Source organism: Dorea acetigenes (assembly GCF_025567385.1).
Classification (GTDB): domain Bacteria; phylum Bacillota; class Clostridia; order Lachnospirales; family Lachnospiraceae; genus Claveliimonas; species Claveliimonas acetigenes.
In genome coordinates this window covers 32512-50838 of the sequence record NZ_JAOQJU010000023.1, presented here as the reverse complement: position 1 = coordinate 50838, position 18327 = coordinate 32512, and the positions used below count along the sequence as shown (strand labels likewise).

Genomic DNA, 18327 nt, shown 5'->3' with positions numbered 1-18327 from the left:
AAGTCCGACGATTTTAGCATCGCATGGCCATAAGTCCATGAAGTTTTACCCTCATAGAGCGATGTTTGTGCGTCAACGTGTCGCACCAAAAATATTCTCGATCTCACGGGAGGCCAGCAGATCCTTTACATTCTGTGTCAGGCCGCTCGGTATGCCGCCCCATTTACGGAATCTTTTCCAGATTTCCACGCTGAAACTTCCGGTCTGGCCTTTCAAAAGGAGATGGAATTCGTCGATATAGAACCAGGTCGTCTTATGTTTGGAGCGGTTGGCGGTGACACGGTTCCACACGGCATCCTGCATAATGAGAAGCCCGATCTCTTTCAGGGCCTTGCCCAGAGATTTGAGCTGGAAGCAGAGTACCCGATGGTTGTTCATGTCAATGTTGGAACGGTGATTGAACACATTCAGGGAGCCATTGACGTAGATTTCCAGCGCCGTAGCGATATTCTGCGCCTCCGGTTCAGACTGCTTCAAAAGCAGCCCATACAGGTCACCCAGGATCGGCATATTCTCCGGACGGGGGTCCTGCAGGTAATCCCGGTACACAAGCCTCGTGCAGCGGTCAATGATGGTCCTCTCAATTGGGGAAAGCCCCTCCTTGCCGCCGATAATCAGGTCACACAGCGACAGGATAAAATCACTTTTCAGTGTGATGGGGTTTTCATCATCCGAATAGTCCAGGTTAATGTCCATCGGATTGATATAGTTGGTGGAAGTCGGGGAAATGTCAATGACCTGCCCCTGGGCTCCAAACTGCTGTACCAGAGGCCCGTACTCATTTTCCGGGTCTGCAATAATGATGTCATCCTCCGTCAAAAGGAACACGTTGACGATCTCACGCTTGGCAGAGAAGGACTTGCCGCTGCCGGGCGTTCCCAGGAACAGGCCGTTTGGATTCTTTAAGTTCTTGCGGTTCGCCATGATCAGGTTATTACTTAATGCGTTCAGACCATAATAAAGAGCCTCGCCCTCCTGGAACAGCTCGCAGGTCGTAAACGGCACGAAAATGGCGGTGCTGCTGGTCGTAAGCCCACGCTCAATTTCAATCTGGTTCAACCCTAAGGCAAGAGAGGACATAAGCCCCTGTTCCTGCTGGTAGTCCAGACGTTTCAGGGCACAGTTATATTTCTGCGCAATACCGGAGGCAGACAGAATATCATTAAACAGCTTTTGCCGTTTGGAAGCGATATTCTCCACCAGCACCGTCACAAGAAACATGCGCTCATTCCGGCTCTGCAAATCCTGTAAGAGATTCTTTGCTTCTTCGCCGTAGGTGGCAAGGTCGGTAGGTAATAGCGATAGGTAAGCCTTTGAAGTTATCTCCAGCTTTTCCCCCGCTTCACACCGGACATGCGACTTTCACCGCATCCGGCGTTCCATCAATCAAACAGATTTCTTAGTCTCCTTAGTCATACCATTATGAGAATTATTCGTAAGATTTGGCTTCTCCAAATCAATGGGTTTCCTTTTTGCCAATGTTCGCAGTTTGTTCAGCTTTGTGAGCTGTGAAGTATCCAATTTAAGAGCGGTGAGATAAGAACGAATAGTGTCCTCATCAACTGCGTGTATCAGTTCATGTACTGGTGCAAGCACCAATACCAGATTTTCATACTTATCTCTGCCTCCAATTCCTTTTGGCTTCTTGTGATGGCAGTGAATTTCTGATATACACTGAAATTTCTTTCCCGTTACCGCACATTTTCCCCATTGAGCGGAGAACAGTGAGATACGGTTATCCGCATACTCTGTACTGCGGCTGTATGTAGGCGCTCTCATTAGCTGTAGCAGTAAGAAAGTGTTTATCCGCAAATCGTCATGGATTTCACTTCTTCCTGCCGCTGTGTAAGCGCACACTTTTCGCCGCTGACTCATTGGATTTTTACATTGAACATAGCTTATTGGATAAATCGGTTCTTTGGATTGTACTATATATCTTAGTTGCTCCGATTTCCCATATCTTTGGATTTCCGTTTTTGTCAGGTCACGGCCTTCCTTTTTCAGCCGGTGTGTCTTTCCAGATTTCAGCCTGTTTTTGAGAACTGTATTAACAGTTCTGCCAATATCACCGCAGTCTATGCTGATGTCAGTGGCTAACTGGTAGTAATTCTGGATTCCCATAACCATGGAGTTGAACAGCCGTACTTCCCCGGCTTCTCCACGTCCTTTTCTGGGAAATTTGATATTTCCGACTTGTTTAGTCAGGCTGGCTTTAACCTTTTTGTATGCTTTATCGCACATGTGCGATTGAACGACGTACTTTTTCCCCTTTTTGCGTAGTCGGATTTTGAATCCGAGAAATTCAGAATAGCTCCGTCTGACGTCAACAACTCTCGTTTTCTCCGGTGAAACATCAAGGCGCAGGCGTTCTTTCAGCCATTGCGTGACCGCAATCAGCGTCCGGTCTGCCTGTTCCCTTGTTCTACAGAGAATCCGAAAATCGTCTGCATATCTCACGATATACATTTCTTTCAGCCGTGTATTCCGCATTGCCCGGTACGCATGGCTTTGTATCGGACAGCCTGCCGCATTTTCTCTGTAAGCGTAGTTTTCCGTTACCGGGTTGCACTGCCATTGGCTTTCTATCCAATGGTCAAGTTCATTCAGCACCACATTTGCCAATAGTGGGGAAATAATTCCGCCTTGCGGCGTTCCCTTTGTTGGGTGTTCTGTGTTGCCGTCCGGCATGAGGATTGGAGCTTTGAGAATCCTACGGATTACATAGAGCAGTTCTTTATCCCGGATATTCAGTGACCATAACTGTTTTATCAGTTTTGAATGGTCTACATTGTCAAAGAAACCTTTTATGTCAAACTCTACTACATAGTGAAGTCCTGACTTTTGCATAAGCCTGTAGATTGCCGCTATCGCATTTTCAACCGACCGATTTGGACGGAATCCATAGCTATTGTTGCTGAACCTGGCTTCGCAGATAGGTTCCATGACCTGCTTGATACATTGCTGTACCAATCTATCCCAGATACAAGGGATTCCCAGTGGCCTGGTATTCCCGTTTGGTTTTGGGATGTCTTTGCGTCTTACGCTTCTTGGGGTGTAGCCGTTTTTAGCTCCCTTGACGATTTTGCGTACCCTTGCTGTGACTTCATCAGCGGTAAGTTTACCAATATCAGAAATCTTCAGCTTGTCTGTTCCCGGCGTAATACTCCCGGTATTGGATTTGATGTTCCGATAGGCCAGCAGGATATTTTCTCTTGAAAGTATCACATCCATCAGGTTCTCGAAAATTTCTCCTGCCTGACTTCTGGCATACAGTTCATCAAAGGTACTTTGCATATCGTAGTATTCAGCATGGCGGAGATACTCCACGCATTTGGTTTTTGGTTTCTTCTCATTTGGCATCAGGCATCACTCTCCTTTACGGCGAGTGACTTCTTTTTGTCATACTCGCAATCCTAATTGCGACTAAGTGCTAAGTTGCCTGTTTGACTGACTTGAGGCCATTCCTCCGTTTTCCTCTTTTTCGCAGAAAACATCATCAGTTCGACCTCTGCTTTTCAGCAGTAGTACAGCAGCTTATATGATTCGTCTGCTTACTTCCTAATGGTAGAAGCCTACTGCCTTTCCTCGTTCCAACAATCCTATCTTTACATATACCTTTAGGTCTCCGCTTTAAGCCTGTCAGCTTGAACACGCCTGTAACGTGCTATGGTGTTTCATAACATCAATTTTTACTCCACCACACTGATTAGCGATGAACGCTACCAGCACATTTCTATGCCGTCATGGTATAGACCCTTACATTCGCGGTTTTCGTCAGTCATATTTCAAACATTCTGACCTTGGGTATTTTGTAGACCTCCGGCCTATAGGTAGCACCGTCCATCTCTGGACAGCTTTCGTGGGGCTGGTAAGTATCCAGCAATCCATACGGCTACTCTCAGCCGACTTCACCGAGCTTCTGACAGGTCAGTTTTCACTTACACCCGCCAGTCGGAGTATTAAGGGGGCGTTTCAGGGCGTTACCCCATCATTCCACCTCTTGGATTGTTAGTTCTCCTAACATCTGAAATTTTCGTTCTTTTGTTAGTGCCTGATTTTGTCCTTCAACCACGAAGGCTTTGTTCAGGAACGAGTCGCACTGATGTCCATGTCATACCCGGCACGGACCGCTTTCTTCTGTTCCTCAATGGTCATTTTCTGCAAATCGGACATCTTGCGCTTGATGTTCTTGATCGCCTGGGTCTGGTCAATGGACTGGATATGCAGGTTCACCGTCACGGCGTCGTCCAGGTCCAAAAGCTCCGCCAGCAGACGGTCCGTCAGTTCCGGCGCTAAAATCTGCAAAAAAGACACCGCCCCGGAATGGTCGGCCACCCGGAAGGTCTTTCCGTCATTCGAGAACGACAGGCCGGAGGGCGCAATATAATCCTTTGTGGAGAGCCCGGTTTTCGGCAGGTCCACCCAGGTAAAATGAAATTTTTCCTGCCCGTCCGGGTGTAGCTGGCTGTGAAGGAGCTCCAGGCGATCCAGCCCGTCTAACGGCTTTGCCTGTGCTCCCAGGGCTTTGAAATTTGCCAGCACATCAGCCTCGATCCGCTCCAGGCGCATCTTCGCAGTGCGGAGGTCGTCAGCCTCAATCCCAAAGGTGATATATTTCCGCTTTGTAAGGCCGTTGTTGCCTTTTTGGAGCTGGCTCTTTAACATATCCCCATACTCTCTGCGGATTCCGTCATATTCGTCGCCGCGGATGGGAATGTCGATACTGCGGGCAAAATCCTGCATATTGGCCCGCTGGTTGATGAAAGTAAGCTGCACATGGATCGAAGCGTCAAAATAATTGAGGAAATCACAGTAGCCCTCAAAAATCTGCGCTTTGTCATCCGCCTGTGCAAGCTGGTAGTTAATATCAAAAAACTGCACCGTCTTGGTGTAGAGCTTATCCGTCAGCCGGCAGATTCCATCCCGGTACATTTCCTTATAGGGAATACTCTGCTGGACCGTCTGCGGGGCGTCCGTTTTCAGCCCGGCAAAAAAGCCGCCCTTTTTAGGCGGCCTGGTGCGGACAGTCTTATTTCCGCTTGTCTTTGCGTCGGCCCTGGTCTTTTTTGCCTGCCTGATGTTTCTTTGCAGACGTTTTTCCTGGGCCTCCTGCTGTTTGGTTTTTGGCAATCCTCGTAACCTCCTTCTTTGACATGGATTTATACAGGTTTTCCGTCCGGTATGGCCGTTTCTTCGGCCAGAGCTTATGGCGGAGCCTGTTTTTCAGAAGTTTCTCCGCCGGCTGTCCGTCCCGCTCATACATGGCGAAAAAGAAAAAGGGCATCATAAGCCCGATCATCAACAGCACTGCCGCCGAGTTGCCGATAGCGCCGCGGGTAAGGAAATATACCGGCAGCCCCACCAGTGCGGCCAGGCTGAAACAAATGAGCTGGCGCTTCGTCAGGTTAAACGCCAGCTTGGTCTTGACTTTTGTTAAGTCTTTGGGTACGGGTACATAGGGCATGTAAATTCACCTCCATTCATGCTGTATCTTACTGATTTCGTTCCTGCATCGTGACCGTGGATTCCACTTCATTGCCCCACACATCCCAGCCGGGGGTCTGCTGTCTTGCAAAAAGCTCTACCCTGGGCTGGTCGCCCATGAGCTTCACAATCTTATCCCGTACCTCGTCCGGCTTTTTGCTGTGCTGCTCGATATGGGAGATCACAAACTGATGGATTCCCGCGCACTGGCGTTTCGGGTGCCCCCTGGTCGCCAGTAAGCATACCTCCGCATTAGAGCGGGTCCAGAATCCCATCCCATAAAACCAGGAATCCGCTTTCCGGTTCTGTTTCAGCCAGAGGAAGGCCAGCGTCTTATATTTGAATCCCCATGCTTCGATCACCCGGAAGGCTTCATTGAGCTGTGGGAAGGTGGCCCATAGAAAAAGCGCACTGTCTCTGGCCGCAAGGTCTGTAACCGGCAGTGCGCATATTTCTTCTATGCTCATGGTGGGGTAATGGTTTTCCGCCACCCCATTGCCGCGTTTCATATCGTAACGCCAGGGCGGGTCTGCGTACACGATGCCATATTTTCCAGCCTCCGGCATTATCGGGCCTGCTCATTCTTGGCGGGAGCAGATTTTGCCGGCTGCGTCTTGACCTTGCCGGCATTATCCTTCAGGGCACCGGTCAAGGAAGGTTTCTCCGCCGCTCCCTTTGTCGCTTCAAGGGTGGCCTGCAAATTTTCAATCGCCTGGCCGTACCCTTCGATCAGGGCGTCGTTAAGCTGCCTGCGGAAATCCGCCGTCACCGGCCAGCAGACATCCCTCCATTTTCCCTGCTTATCCTGGGTGGAAGGCATGTTGACATACAGGCCGTTTTCACCGGAGCAGATGCGGAAGCCGTCAATCTTGAAACAGTCCCCAATCGTCACATTGGCGTAAGCCAGCAGGTTCCCCATCGGGGCAATCGGGCGCACAGTTACATCCAGCTTCAAGCTTTCACCCGTCTGTGCCTCCGGCTGCATGGGTTCGTTGTTTGTCTTACTCATATAGAAAAGTCCTCCTTCTTGTTAAAATATAGGTTGGTTACACGCTAATGCGAGTTAAAAATACTTTTGGATAGCGAGCCTGTCTTAAACAGGGCAAAGGCCAGCAGGACCGTATAGCCTGCCGTGCCCCAGATTGCGCCGTGAATGTCGCCGGAAGAAGGGATTGACTGGACCAGCACCGCATAAATTGCAACGCAGACCAGGATCAAAAACCCCTGGAAACCTAAAGCAAACAGGGAGCGCAGGTAATTTGTCCCCATCTGCCCCCATTCACGGTTTGCCATTGTGGAAAAGGGTATGGGTGCCAGGCTGACTGTAAGTAGGGTAAGAACCCGGCGCCTTGCCATATTGCTATGGCAGGTTTCCGAGAACTCCCCTCCGAACCGGACTTACACCTCTCGATGTATCCGGCTCTCCAGATGTCAGTCTAACTTTCCTGCGTGTAACTTATCGTGACAGTCAATGCAGAGTGCCATTGTCTTGCGCTTACGCCCAATCATGGCGATTTCCCATTGTTTTCTGCCACTTAAATCTTTGAGTTTTCGTATATGGTGTATTTCAAGCGGCACATTCTCTACGCCACACCACTCACACCTGTTTGCTTGCAGTCTTTTTATAAGGCTATTACGCCCATAATTCTCAAAAATTCTTGCTACTATATCAGGATTTCCGCTTTCTACTTTAGTGTCCCGGCGGAACCCATTATTGTAAAACAATACCTTTCCGACCTTGCCGTTTTTCTTCGGATATTCCACAACAAAATCTTTTCCTTGACGGTACTTGCGGATAATTCTGCTGATTCGTGTCCGATATTTTCCAGCAAAGGTTTTGAGCATACTGTATCTCATTACATAGTAGAAGTTATTGAGTACAGACACGTTGTTTGCAAGTCGGTAATAGTTATACAATCCACGGATTTCTGCGTTGTATTGGTTTAGGATTTCCAAATCGTCCAAGTGCAACAGGCGAGTGCGCCGGACAGGTTCCCAAACCTCTTTGTTTCCATTTTGTTTGTCGTATTTAATCTTGAGGGCATCGTAGGAGAACAGTCGTTTTACCCACTTATCATGGGGAACATAAAGTAAGACTTTTCCATTGTTTACCCGTCTGGTATCCCCGGTTTTGGTCTTTTTGTTGTGTTCGCCTTTGGCGATTGTGACCTCATATCCCAAGAACTTCGCAGCGTCGTGTCCATGAGTAATCAATGTCTTTTCCTCGGACATTTCCAGATGGAGTTTGTCCCGGATAAAGCAGCCTACATCTTGTTTAATCTGTTCTGCGTCCTCTTTGCTGCCGATAACTCCGATTAAGAAATCATCGGCGTATCGGATATAGCAAAGCCGTTTATAGCTATCGTCCATCTGGTCGCTATACGGTATAGATTTCAGACTACGCCGCAGTTCCCGGATTTCTGCAATTAAGCCCTCTTTTTCTTCCATGCTCATTTTAGAGATATTTCTTTTAAGCCTTTGTTCTTTCCCTCGGCAGACATCCAATTTCTTCTTGAACGCAGGATTGATTTTACGGCGGTTTCCGCAGTTGAATTTCTCTGCATACTCTGCCATATAACTGTCCAGTTCGTTCATGTAGATGTTTGCAAGGATAGGGCTGATGATGGAGCCTTGTGGAGTGCCGGAATAAGTATTGTGATAATTCCAATCCTCCATATATCCGGCTTTCAAGAACTTCCAGAGCAGACCGATGAAATGTTCGTCTGCAATCCGCTTTCGCAAAATAGCAATCAACACATGATGGTCTACGTTGTCAAAACAGCCCTTTATATCTCCCTCAACGAACCACTTTGTCCCCGTAAAATATTTCTGCACATATTTGAGTGCCGTATGACAGCTTCTGTTTATACGGAAACCGTGGGAATAGTCGCTAAAGGTTGGCTCATAAATACTCTCTAAGATGAGCCGCACCACCTCCTGTATCAGTTTATCGTCGAATGACGGTATCCCCAGAGGACGCATTTTCCCATTGGATTTCGGGATATACGTTCTCCTTGCCGGGTTAGGCTGATAACTAAAATCCCGCATCTTTTCAATGAGGGCGTTTATCCTTGCCATTCCCATTCCGTCAATGGTTTTGCCGTCTGTTCCGGCTGTCATGTTGCCTGGTTTCGCCTGTATCCGCTGATATGCCAGCAGATAGAATTGTGGATTGTACAGGTTGCGGTATAACCGCTCGTACTTGTAACTCTTGTTACACGCCTTGGATTTTAGGCTTTCCAACACATTTTCAGGACTTCTCATAATGCCTCACGCACCTTTCCTTTTTATGAATTGGTTGACATCCTGCCTCCCTTCGCCATGTAGACGGCTTTCCCGCCCTCAGACTACTACGGAGGCTCCGTTGCCATGCCGGATATTCAGCGTCATCTTTCTTGGGTTTTTACCCCTTGAAATTTATCGCCTTGCGGCATTACGCATAGCCGGATAGTTCCGGCATTCCGGTTTAGGCAATCTCCAGTTAGACACTTTGGGAAAAGCGTATTGTGATGTCGGTAGTGGGTTTTCGTCCTTTTCCGCTTACTGCGGCTGGCTGTCATAAGTATCGTGCGGTCTGTGTTTACCTGTCACATTCCGCTATGACATACGGCGAATACAACCATCCTGCGCCGCCGGGTCGAGTATCCCGCCTCGGACTGCCCTTAAAGCAGTTTAGCCTTGCTCCTCATTCACAATGTTGCGTCTTGCCGCTCAGTCGTGGGTAGATGGTTTCCCCAACTTGCGATTTTTCCGATACGCTATTGTCCCCCTTGTGGTTTCCCTCCGGAGTAAATCGGATGACGCTAAAGTGACGCTTTTCACGTCTTTGATACTTTTCTTTACCGGCTTGCTAAAGCCGGGGTCCCAAAATGCCCGCACACCGCCTTTGGATGAAAAGCGGCGTTTCTGGACGCGCGATATATTTCAATCATACGGCCATACACAATGACAAAGATCACGATGGACAACACCCACATGCACAGGTTGATAATGTTGGTCTCCAGCCACAGGCCGATCAGCTCCCACATCCCCATTGCTTCAAGCTGCGTTTCCAGGTCGGCCAGCGCAGCGGTGACGTCCATGTTCCCGTTTATCACGCCGGCGCTCTGGCTCACCACATTCTGGGCGACGTCAAACACCGCCATGACGATAGTAAAGCAGTTGGTGAGCAGGTATGTGGCAACAAAGGTTTTGAAAATCCACTTGAAGATGTTGAACGTATCAAAATCGTGCATGTTGTTCTTTTCCAGGATCATCTGGATCAGTTCATAGACAAGGACAAAAGTCAGGATAATTCCCGCAATGGGAATGACGACGGTTTCAGAAAGATTCTGGATCATGCTGAACACGCCGCCATTCCAGCCCTGCGGCGTCTGTCCTACCTGTGAGGCCACATCCGAGACCTGGCTGTTGACGGACTCAAAGATACCGGTGTATTGTCCTGTGATCGCTTCAATTAAGCCCTCTTTAATCCAGTCTGTTATCCGTTCAAACAGACTGCCCATCGGCTATTAACCGAACAGGCCGGAGAGCAGCGGGATCAGTGTGGCACCCACCAGCGCAATGCCGCCGCCAGCCATAAGCTGTTTCATGCCCTGGGATTTGGCACCAGATAGCGATAGGTAATCCTTTGAAGTTATCGCCGGATTTTCCCCCGCTCCGCACCGTGCGTGCGGCTTTCACCGCACACGGCGCTCCATCGGAAATGAATTTCAACGGTTTTGAACACAACTTACACACTTCGTTACAGCATTAAAGAATGCTTAAGCGATAGCTGGCGTTCCCGCCAGTTTCCGCAGTTTATTGAGTTTTTCCAGTTGCTTTTTGTTCAGTTGGAGTTGTTTTAGGTACTTCTGTATCGTTTCTTCTAAGGTGGCATGGATAAGCAGGTGAACAGCTTCGGTTACGAGAACAAGGTTGCTGTACTTATCTGTCCCGCCATTTTCCAGCGGAACTTTGTGGTGACAGCGTAGGTCATAGGGCATAAGTTCTGTGCCTGTAATGGCACACCGCCCATACTGAGCCGCAAACAACGAAATTCTGTTGTCTGCAAATTCAATACTTTTGTCCAGTACAGGAGTTCGCATGAGCCATATCATCGTATCGGTGTTTACACCGAGATTTTTATGGATTTCTGCCCGTCCTTCCGGTGTGTACCGGTTGATGGTTTTCTTCTTGTGCTGGGCGTCCCGTGTCTGAACATATCCCATCGGAATAAGCGGGTGTCCGTTCAAAAACCTTAGCTGTTTACTTTTTCCGTACCGCTCCTTTATGAAGCCGCGTTCCAGTTTTCCCTTTCGGGTCAAGCCCCGCAGTCTGTTTGACATTTGCTTTTTCAGCCCTTGCACTAGGTTAGGAAAGTCCTCGCCTACACGGGTCGCCAGACGATAGTAATTATGAAGTCCGGCAACTACCGAGTTGTACTGCTGTATTGCGATGTATTGACTTTGGCTGTCAGCCGGGGTCTGTATCGCTTTAATCGCAGCTGAGATTTTCTCCTTTGCGTGCGCAATCGCTTTATCGCTCATATGTGAGCAGACCACGTACTTTTTCCCTTTACGGTAGACTTTCATCTTGAATCCCAGAAATTCCGAGTACCGCTGTTCCATGTTGATTACCTTTGACTTTTCCGGGCTGATGTCCAGTCCTAAACGGTCTTTCAGCCACCGCTTTGTTGCCTCAAACGCTTTCACTGCATCTTTGTAACTGCGGCAGAAGATTTTGAAGTCATCGGCATATCTTACGAGATACATTTCCTTGAGATTACTCCGGCGCAAAGCCCGGTAGGTATGGCTTTTGATGTCCGTACCACGTGCGTTCTGCCGGGTCTTGTATTCGTAATGGGTGGGCATATTTTCCCATTGGGAAGATACCCACCAGTCCAGTTCATTCAGCACGATATTTGACAAGAGCGGTGATAGTATGCCGCCCTGCGGCGTTCCCTTTGTCGGGTAAATTCTCTTGCCATCGGGAAGAACGATAGGCGCTCTCAACATCTGCTTGATAATGCACAGCAGCTTTTTATCCCGGATACCCAGTTCCCACATCTGCCTTATCAGCTTTCCATGATGTACGTTGTCAAAGAAACCGTGTATATCCAGGTCAACCGCATAGTGTAAATGCTGTATCTGCATGAGCCGACAGCACTGTGCGATAGCGTGTTCCGTGGAGCGGTTTGGACGAAAACCGTTGGAACGCTCGTGAAACTTTGCTTCGCATATCGGTTCCAGCACTTGCAGAATACATTGCTGTACGATACGGTCAACGATTGTGGGAATACCCAGCGGTCTTGTTTTTCCGTTAGGTTTTGGGATTTCTACCCGCCTTACCGGGCGGGGATTATACCAACTGAATTGTTTTTGGATAAGTCGGACGAACTTCTCCTCCTCCATAGAAGCCAGATGTTTAATCGTCCTCTTATCCACGCCAGGAGTACCACTTCCTTTGTTTCCTTTGATTGTCCGATATGCCAGCTTGATGTTTTCCTCACTTGCCATTAGGCCAACAAGGTTCTGAAAGGTCTTGCCTTTCAAACTGTCGGCATACAGACGGTCAAAAGTGTTTTGCAGGTCGTAATACTCCGTATAGCGGATTTTACTTTGTTTCGGTTTGTGTGTTTGCTGCTCCGAAGTCAACACAGGCACCCGCTCCTTTCGGTTTGGATTTTCTTTGTCATACTCGAAGCTGTGTTTGTTGTGTTTTCAGTATTCTTAATTCATTTCCGACTTGGGGCCGTCCCTCCACAGACTTATTATTTCTGCTTCATCGGTACCATGCCCCTACTCTCACTGGGATTAAGTGCGGTTATACCAGTTTTACCCGGCTTTCCCGCCCAACGGCCTGCAACGGCTTGTTTTATACGTTCCCAGCTTTCCACGTTCCGACAATCCTATCATTTGATACTTTTAGGTGCTTCCTCTAAGCCTGTGCCCAGTTCTAAAAGAACCTTGCCGCCTGTAACGGCACGTGGAGTTTCATAACAACCAGTCTTACTAATCCACGGACACGCCATATCAATGGCCGTATGCCTTTCGACACACTCACAACGTTTAGACCCGTACATTCGGAAGTAGTCAGTGCGGTCGGTCGCACATTCTCACCATGAGTATCTGACACCCGGCATATAGGTGACGCCGCCCACCTCTGGGCAGGTTTCGTGCGGATTGTTCCGCTTACGGCCACTCTCTGCCGACTTCACCGAGCTTTTGACCATGAAGCAGTTGCACACTTCAAAGCCAATCGGAGTATCAGTGTGGGCGTTTCCAGGCGTTTCCCTTTCATTCCACCCATCGGATTGTCAGTTCTCCTAAGATTTCAAGCTATAAAGCCCTTCGACTTAGTGCCTAACCTTTTCAGTTAGAAACGTGTCGCACGGTTGTCATTGCCATAACCTTCCAGAAGGTTGATAACGCCCCATGCGCCGAGGCCGGCACCCAGAGCAATAACCAGGATTTTCAGGGTATCAATCGCACTTGCAAAAAAAGCCATAAAGTTCCTCCTTTAATTTAAGAAATATTGTTTTTGTGTTGTGGCCATATCAGGCCGGAAACGAAAAAACGCCCCTGTGCTTCAAGAACATTTACAAAAAGCACAGGGGCGGCAGAGTTCAGGATATACCTGAAAAAATATTCAGTTGTCAGGGAGGTGCACGAATCCTCAATAAAACCTCCTTCCGGTGAAAAGAAAAAGCCCGTCAAAGCCAGAAACCTTAACAGGCAGCTACATCATCATATAGCCGGAGCCTCCAAATCCTCCGCTGTGACCTCATAATTGCGGTACAGCTCGCCGGGACGCATCGGCAGTTTTGTAGATAAAAATTTCTCAATGTCAAAAGCGTTCTTCTCATTGAAATCGGAAAGCAGCCGGTAATTTGGATGTCTGGTAATATCGTACTTCCGGGAGAGGAAAGGGCGCACGCCTCTGATCTGCAGCAGACATTTTCCTCCGTCCATCACGGCCAGCTCGTCCACCGACATTAGATCCTTCCCCAACTTCTGGAAGTTCTGGCCGTGGGATTCCTGGTTGCCTTTGGTGACGCTGGTGTTATACATATCAATGGTTTCCTTTCCGAGCAGGGAGTTCCAGCTTTTCAGCGTGGTTTCTTCCTTGCCTCCCAGGAAAAGGGAAGCGTCACAGTTGCCGATGATGGTGTCCATGTTGTCCTTATAAAGCGCCTTCAACTGGCTCTGCGCCTGCAGGACCAGACAGGCCGAAATCTCCCTGGAACGGATCGTTGCCATCAGTTTTTCCAGGTTTGGAATCTGCCCGATATTGGCGGCCTCGTCGATCAGGCACCGCACATGTACCGGCAGCCTGCCGCCGTACTTGTCATCGGCACGCTCGCACAGCAGATTGAACAACTGCGTATAGGCCATGCTGACAAGGAAATTGAAGGTCGCGTCCGTATCGCTGATAATAAAAAACAGCGCCGTTTTCCTATCTCCAACCAAGTCAAGCTCCAACTCGTCATACATAGTGATCTCCCGGACTTCCTTAATGTCGAAGGGGGCAAGTCTGGCACCGCAGGAAATAAGGATAGATTTTGCTGTCTTGCCCGCCGCAAGTTTGTATTTTTTATACTGGCGTAAGGCGAAGTGGTCCGGGTCTTTCTGTTCCAGTGCGTCAAAGAGAAGGTCAACGGCATTTTTGAAACTTTCGTCATCCTCCCGGACCTCCATAGCGTTTATCATTTCTACCAGAGTGGAAAAATTCTGCTCGTTTGTTGGGGCCTCATAATAAATATAGCCGATCAATGCCGTGTAAAGCAAAGTTTCGGCCTTGACCCAGAAATCGTCGCCGGATTTTCCTTCCCCTTTGGTGTTTGCGATCAGCACTGTCACCAGTTTCAGAATATCCTTCTCATTGTGAATGTAGGCAAAAGGGTTATAGTGCATACTTTTTGAAAAATTGATCGTATTGAATACCTTGATCTTATAAGGCTCATACACGATTTTTCCATTCTTTCCCCGGACCGGGTTGCCGTCCTTATCCAGTTTCGGTGTGCCGCGGCTTAACAGCTTTCCCACCTCAATCAAGACCGTACCTTTCGGATCGGTGACGACATAGGAGCTGTGCATCTGCATAAGATTGGGCTTGATAAAAAATCTCGTCTTTCCAGAGCCGGAACCACCGACTACCAGCACATTTTTATTGCGGGCATGGGCCGGATTCTTCGGCCTGCCGGACATCATAAGCCCCTCGGTCTGCGTCAGGATAATGTTGTTTTCCGGTTTCGGGTCCATAAAAGGGGCAATGTCTGTTTTGTTGCCCCAACGGGCCGATCCGTATTCCACATTTTTGCGGTACTTTTTGGCATCCTTTCCTTTGAGATAGACAGCCAGCCGCACAATCACCGCACCGCATAATCCCACCAGCCAGTCCAGCGCCGCACCCGGCCACATACTCTGAAAAGCCAGTGAGAAACCTTCGGAAAGCCCTAATAATTTCTGTGAGGCATCCGCTCCGGGGGCAAGGCGAACCGCCTCGCCCAGCTTCGCAAAGACCAGAAGGAACAGAAGATAGGGCAGATGGAGGATCACCTGCTTTTTCAGGGCATCGGTATCTATCTTCATCGTTCCGGCCCTCCGTGTTCCTTGTTCTTTACCCGGTCACGGCCAAGCACCTGCGCCAGCTCCTTAAATTTATGAAGCTGGGAAAGAAGCGACGGCCTGGTGCTGCGGGTAAGATCCTTCCTCGTAAATTCCTTAAAAGCCGCTGTCAGTGCGTCCGCCTGGTTTGCTTTGAAATAGACCGTCCATTTCGGGGGATCGGTCCCCAGCTCTTTTTCAATATGGTAGCGGACCTGGTGTTTCCTGGCGTACCGCTCAAAAGAGCGGATTCTGCCGGACACTTCAATGGTATTGGCTCCAGGGTCTTTATAGGTCAGCCGTTTCATGCTGTTCCTGCCGACTTTCGGGGTAGTGCGTTCCTGCTCCATTTTCCTGAGCACAGCGGCAATCGCAGAACGCAGCACCCGCCCGGACAGCTTTGCCGCCTGGATGGAGACCGAAACGGTCCGCTGTTCCAATTCTTCCTGCATGTGCATCCTCCTTCCTGATAGAATCTGTAATAACAAATAGGAAATAACTGTTTAACGAGCGTCCCCGATCACCTGCTGGCGCGGGGTATGTTCAAAGGCTTTTGCCGCCTGGTTCACCTGGATTTTCGCATGTTTCAAAAGCGTCTTGATGATGGTCGCCGGGTGATCCTGTTCCTCCAGGTGGTCCACCATATTCTTACAGCCCTCCGGGAGATATTCAGCCATATCTTTACAGACATCGGCCAAGTCACCCATGAAGCCCCAGCAGCTATCCGTAAGCTCGCCGTTTTTGTAAAGCTCAAAGCCGTAACACTCGCCCCGCAGGTAGGAATCATAAGCGGCCACTTCGCTGCGCATCAGATCCTCCGCCTTTTTCCGAATGGTGCCGGTCATTTTTTCGCCGCCGAACTCTTTTAGGACATTCTCTTTGGAAACATAAATCCAACCGACTTGCCCGCTGTCCCAGGGATCATTGAAACTTGTGGTCTGCATGGCAAGGCCGCTGTGATCCATGAGATAAAGGGGCAGCGTAATGTATTTTTCGGAGATCACCTTCAGCATGGCGTCATCAACCGCCCGTTCCTCCGTCTTTGGCCCGTGCCGGAACCGGCTGCTCACAATGTTCACCATATGTTCATAGCGTTTCAGACCCGCTTCATCATGCCCCACGGTATCTAAATACATCTCCCGCAGGAAATCATCTTTATCCATGTAATTGTGACTGTCACCCAGTGCGTAGCGGGAGTGGAAGCAGACCATCGTTCCAAAATGCTCGTCTACCTCACGGGGAGAAATTAAAATATCGTCCGGCTGCACCATCAGGGCATAGGGGCCTTCTACTGCCATCAGCATAAGCTATCAGCTCCTTTCCGGCTCTCTGGGCCTTTTATCCGATATTTTCGGCTCTGTCTGTGCCGCCTGTTTTCTTGCATTGTCAAGCTGCTCCCGCACCGAAACATCCCGTTTCGCTTCCGGCGCGCCTGCGCCGAAGAAGCCCGGCAGCTCCTTGAAGCCGATGCTGTCCACGTAATATGCGGCGTCTGCACCATTCTCATGCAGGACCACCACATCGGAAACGGAAAGGGAGTGGCCCCTGAAATCTTCCGGGTGGTCGATATTAAAACGCCTGTAAATATCCTCCAGTGTTTCGCCCGGTTCCCGCTGCATTGCATAGACCATCTGGTAATGATCCCGGTCCACGGAAAGCCCTTTGCTTTCCAGCCAGTCAAGAGACATAAAACGGAGATTGTCTGTATTGTCCGATAAGCCAAGCTGGTAAATGGAATAAGCGCTGATCCCGTACTCTTTCTCATAGGAAGAAATACGCGCTAAAAGCGGCGCTGTTTCTCCCTCCATGTGTTCCTCGCGCTCAAATGCCGCCAGCCTCATTCGGATTTTTCCGGTATCTCCTGAAAGCAGCTCGTCCGCCATGCGCTCTTTCTCTGCATGGGAATCCGGGTACAGGTCTGCATAGGCCCCGCTGTTCTGCCTGAAAAATTCATCCAAGTCAAAGGCCAAATCCGTGGTATCGTCAAGTCTTATGTCATCCCTGCCCGGTTCCTCCATGACAGAAGCCGGCTGCTGCTTTTCTTCCGGTGGGAGGGGCTGCTTCACCGCAACGATCTCACCCGCCAGACGGAAGAACTTCTCCGGGTATTTGAATCGCTCCGTGTATTTCTCCATCAGGTCAGCGGGAAGGTCTGTAAAATCTTCTTCGCCCAAACCGACGATCAAAAAATTGCCGGGAACAATATCGTACAAATGGCCCTCATCATCATAAAGTGCCCGGTTTAAGGGCAGACCTATGAGCTTGCCTTCATCATTGCAGATCAGTCCAACCAGATCATCAAAGGGATAAGTTGCCTGAATATCTCCGCCAACGGCAGTCTGCAAGGATTCCAGCCCGCCCTCAATTTCAGTCTCATAGGGCGATTTGCCCGGCTCTACCATTAACACCTTCATAGCTGCATATCCTCCTTCTTTTTATTTGCCGCACCGGGAGCAGCAGGTGTTTTCTCCTGCGTTTTGGCCGCAGACAGCTTTCCCAGCACGGAAGGTTTCTCCGGCTTTTCAGGTATAGAAATACCGCCCTCCGAAACTTCGGTGGCGGTGCGGTCTGGTTTTGCCGGTTCCTGACCCTCCACCGTGTACCCCGGCAGGAGTGCTCCATACACGGTAAAATGGTGCTCATACTGTTTTGGTATCTGCGGGGAAATTTCCGTGAATAAATGGGAGTAGGCTTTTTTCCGGCCTTCCAGATACTTTTCAGCGGCGGCCTTGTCCGTGTAGCGTTTCTGATTCTGCCCGGCAATCTTTTCGCCATAACCCTGCTTTGGGGAGTTCACATAGACATCCCAGGTCACATACCAGGCAACCGGTACGCTCTGTTTGGTTTCCCGGTCATATTTGGTATCTTCCCAAATACCACAACTCATGCGGTAGACACGGTTGCTGATTTCTTCGTCATTCCGCCAGTTGTCGGTTTTGCGCCATTCATTTGCGGTATGCTCCACCTCCGGGGTTCGCAGGTAAGAAAGCGCCCGGTTGATCATCTGCGTGGCGGCTGCCTGCTTTTCCCATTGCTTTGCCGCCGCGACCACAATCTCATAGGCTTTCTGTTCACCGTCGATACTTCCCTGGCGCATGGCCTCCAGATTTTCGGCGCCCATTGTAATCAGGGAGGAAATATCCACATCTTCACAAGAAACACTGTGCTCGATTTTCAGCTCTGCACCTGGTTCCAAATGATCGCCGTACCGGTAAGCACGGTAATCTTTATTTTCTTCCAAAATCTTTCACACCTC

13 protein-coding genes and 4 pseudogenes are annotated in these 18327 nt (G+C 49.4%); all 17 read right to left on the bottom strand.

Annotation, left to right across the window (positions count from 1 at the left end; genetic code table 11):
• Positions 1-87 precede the first annotated feature (87 nt).
• A pseudogene (locus OCV99_RS14135) lies at positions 88-1329 on the bottom strand (VirB4-like conjugal transfer ATPase, CD1110 family); the annotation flags it as partial.
• A 57-nt stretch (positions 1330-1386) separates the two neighbouring features.
• The gene (gene ltrA, locus OCV99_RS14130; RefSeq protein WP_055221925.1) at positions 1387-3360 is read right to left on the bottom strand and encodes a group II intron reverse transcriptase/maturase; all 1974 of its coding nucleotides are present in this window, start codon (positions 3358-3360) and stop codon (positions 1387-1389) included.
• Positions 3361-4101: 741 nt separating this feature from the next.
• A pseudogene (locus tag OCV99_RS14125) lies at positions 4102-5130 on the bottom strand (VirB4-like conjugal transfer ATPase, CD1110 family); the annotation flags it as partial.
• A complete protein-coding gene (locus tag OCV99_RS14120; RefSeq protein WP_006861294.1) occupies positions 5030-5464 on the bottom strand; it encodes a PrgI family protein in 435 nt (144 codons plus the stop codon). The pseudogene OCV99_RS14125 and the gene OCV99_RS14120, both read right to left, overlap by 101 nt.
• A 28-nt stretch (positions 5465-5492) precedes the next feature.
• Positions 5493-6050 carry an MT-A70 family methyltransferase gene (locus OCV99_RS14115; RefSeq protein WP_006861293.1) on the bottom strand — a complete coding sequence of 186 codons (558 nt, stop codon included), beginning with the start codon at positions 6048-6050 and terminating at the stop codon, positions 5493-5495.
• Positions 6050-6493 carry a SpoVG family protein gene (locus OCV99_RS14110; RefSeq protein WP_006861292.1) on the bottom strand — a complete coding sequence of 148 codons (444 nt, stop codon included), beginning with the start codon at positions 6491-6493 and terminating at the stop codon, positions 6050-6052. The genes OCV99_RS14115 and OCV99_RS14110 overlap by 1 nt, the downstream gene beginning before the upstream one ends.
• A gap of 44 nt (positions 6494-6537) precedes the next feature.
• Positions 6538-6813: pseudogene (locus OCV99_RS14105) on the bottom strand (VirB6/TrbL-like conjugal transfer protein, CD1112 family); the annotation flags it as partial.
• Positions 6814-6915: 102 nt separating this feature from the next.
• Complete coding sequence (locus tag OCV99_RS14100) at positions 6916-8748, bottom strand: reverse transcriptase/maturase family protein (RefSeq protein WP_055218743.1); 1833 nt, start codon at positions 8746-8748, stop codon at positions 6916-6918.
• Positions 8749-9323: 575 nt separating this feature from the next.
• Complete coding sequence (locus OCV99_RS14095; RefSeq protein ID WP_055218741.1) at positions 9324-9989, bottom strand: VirB6/TrbL-like conjugal transfer protein, CD1112 family; 666 nt, start codon at positions 9987-9989, stop codon at positions 9324-9326.
• Positions 9990-9995: 6 nt separating this feature from the next.
• Positions 9996-10094: pseudogene (locus OCV99_RS14090) on the bottom strand (Maff2 family mobile element protein); the annotation flags it as partial.
• Positions 10095-10247: 153 nt separating this feature from the next.
• Positions 10248-12122, bottom strand: a complete 1875-nt coding sequence (gene ltrA, locus OCV99_RS14085; RefSeq protein WP_082424490.1) for a group II intron reverse transcriptase/maturase — start codon at positions 12120-12122, stop codon at positions 10248-10250.
• 718 nt (positions 12123-12840) lie between these two features.
• Entirely contained in the window at positions 12841-12972 is a 132-nt protein-coding gene (locus OCV99_RS14080; protein WP_082424488.1) for a Maff2 family mobile element protein, read from the bottom strand.
• A 239-nt stretch (positions 12973-13211) separates the two neighbouring features.
• Complete coding sequence (locus tag OCV99_RS14075) at positions 13212-15056, bottom strand: VirD4-like conjugal transfer protein, CD1115 family (protein ID WP_055218739.1); 1845 nt, start codon at positions 15054-15056, stop codon at positions 13212-13214.
• Positions 15053-15523, bottom strand: coding sequence for a PcfB family protein (locus OCV99_RS14070; protein WP_055218737.1), 471 nt, complete (start codon positions 15521-15523; stop codon positions 15053-15055). Before OCV99_RS14070 ends, OCV99_RS14075 begins: the two co-directional genes overlap by 4 nt.
• A 51-nt stretch (positions 15524-15574) precedes the next feature.
• Positions 15575-16375, bottom strand: a complete 801-nt coding sequence (locus OCV99_RS14065; protein WP_055218735.1) for a hypothetical protein — start codon at positions 16373-16375, stop codon at positions 15575-15577.
• A 6-nt stretch (positions 16376-16381) separates the two neighbouring features.
• Positions 16382-17485 carry a DUF3846 domain-containing protein gene (locus OCV99_RS14060; RefSeq protein WP_055218733.1) on the bottom strand — a complete coding sequence of 368 codons (1104 nt, stop codon included), beginning with the start codon at positions 17483-17485 and terminating at the stop codon, positions 16382-16384.
• Positions 17482-18312, bottom strand: coding sequence for a hypothetical protein (locus OCV99_RS14055; RefSeq protein WP_055218731.1), 831 nt, complete (start codon positions 18310-18312; stop codon positions 17482-17484). The genes OCV99_RS14060 and OCV99_RS14055 overlap by 4 nt, the downstream gene beginning before the upstream one ends.
• Positions 18313-18327 lie beyond the last annotated feature (15 nt).

Coding starts and splice junctions, on each gene's coding strand:
- ltrA (WP_055221925.1), bottom strand. CDS start 3,360: ATGCCAAATGAGAAGAAACCAAAAACCAAATGCGTGGAGTATCTCCGC.
- OCV99_RS14120 (WP_006861294.1), bottom strand. CDS start 5,464: ATGCCCTATGTACCCGTACCCAAAGACTTAACAAAAGTCAAGACCAAG.
- OCV99_RS14115 (WP_006861293.1), bottom strand. CDS start 6,050: ATGCCGGAGGCTGGAAAATATGGCATCGTGTACGCAGACCCGCCCTGG.
- OCV99_RS14110 (WP_006861292.1), bottom strand. CDS start 6,493: ATGAGTAAGACAAACAACGAACCCATGCAGCCGGAGGCACAGACGGGT.
- OCV99_RS14100 (WP_055218743.1), bottom strand. CDS start 8,748: ATGAGAAGTCCTGAAAATGTGTTGGAAAGCCTAAAATCCAAGGCGTGT.
- OCV99_RS14095 (WP_055218741.1), bottom strand. CDS start 9,989: ATGGGCAGTCTGTTTGAACGGATAACAGACTGGATTAAAGAGGGCTTA.
- OCV99_RS14080 (WP_082424488.1), bottom strand. CDS start 12,972: ATGGCTTTTTTTGCAAGTGCGATTGATACCCTGAAAATCCTGGTTATT.
- OCV99_RS14075 (WP_055218739.1), bottom strand. CDS start 15,056: ATGAAGATAGATACCGATGCCCTGAAAAAGCAGGTGATCCTCCATCTG.
- OCV99_RS14070 (WP_055218737.1), bottom strand. CDS start 15,523: ATGCAGGAAGAATTGGAACAGCGGACCGTTTCGGTCTCCATCCAGGCG.
- OCV99_RS14065 (WP_055218735.1), bottom strand. CDS start 16,375: ATGCTGATGGCAGTAGAAGGCCCCTATGCCCTGATGGTGCAGCCGGAC.
- OCV99_RS14060 (WP_055218733.1), bottom strand. CDS start 17,485: ATGAAGGTGTTAATGGTAGAGCCGGGCAAATCGCCCTATGAGACTGAA.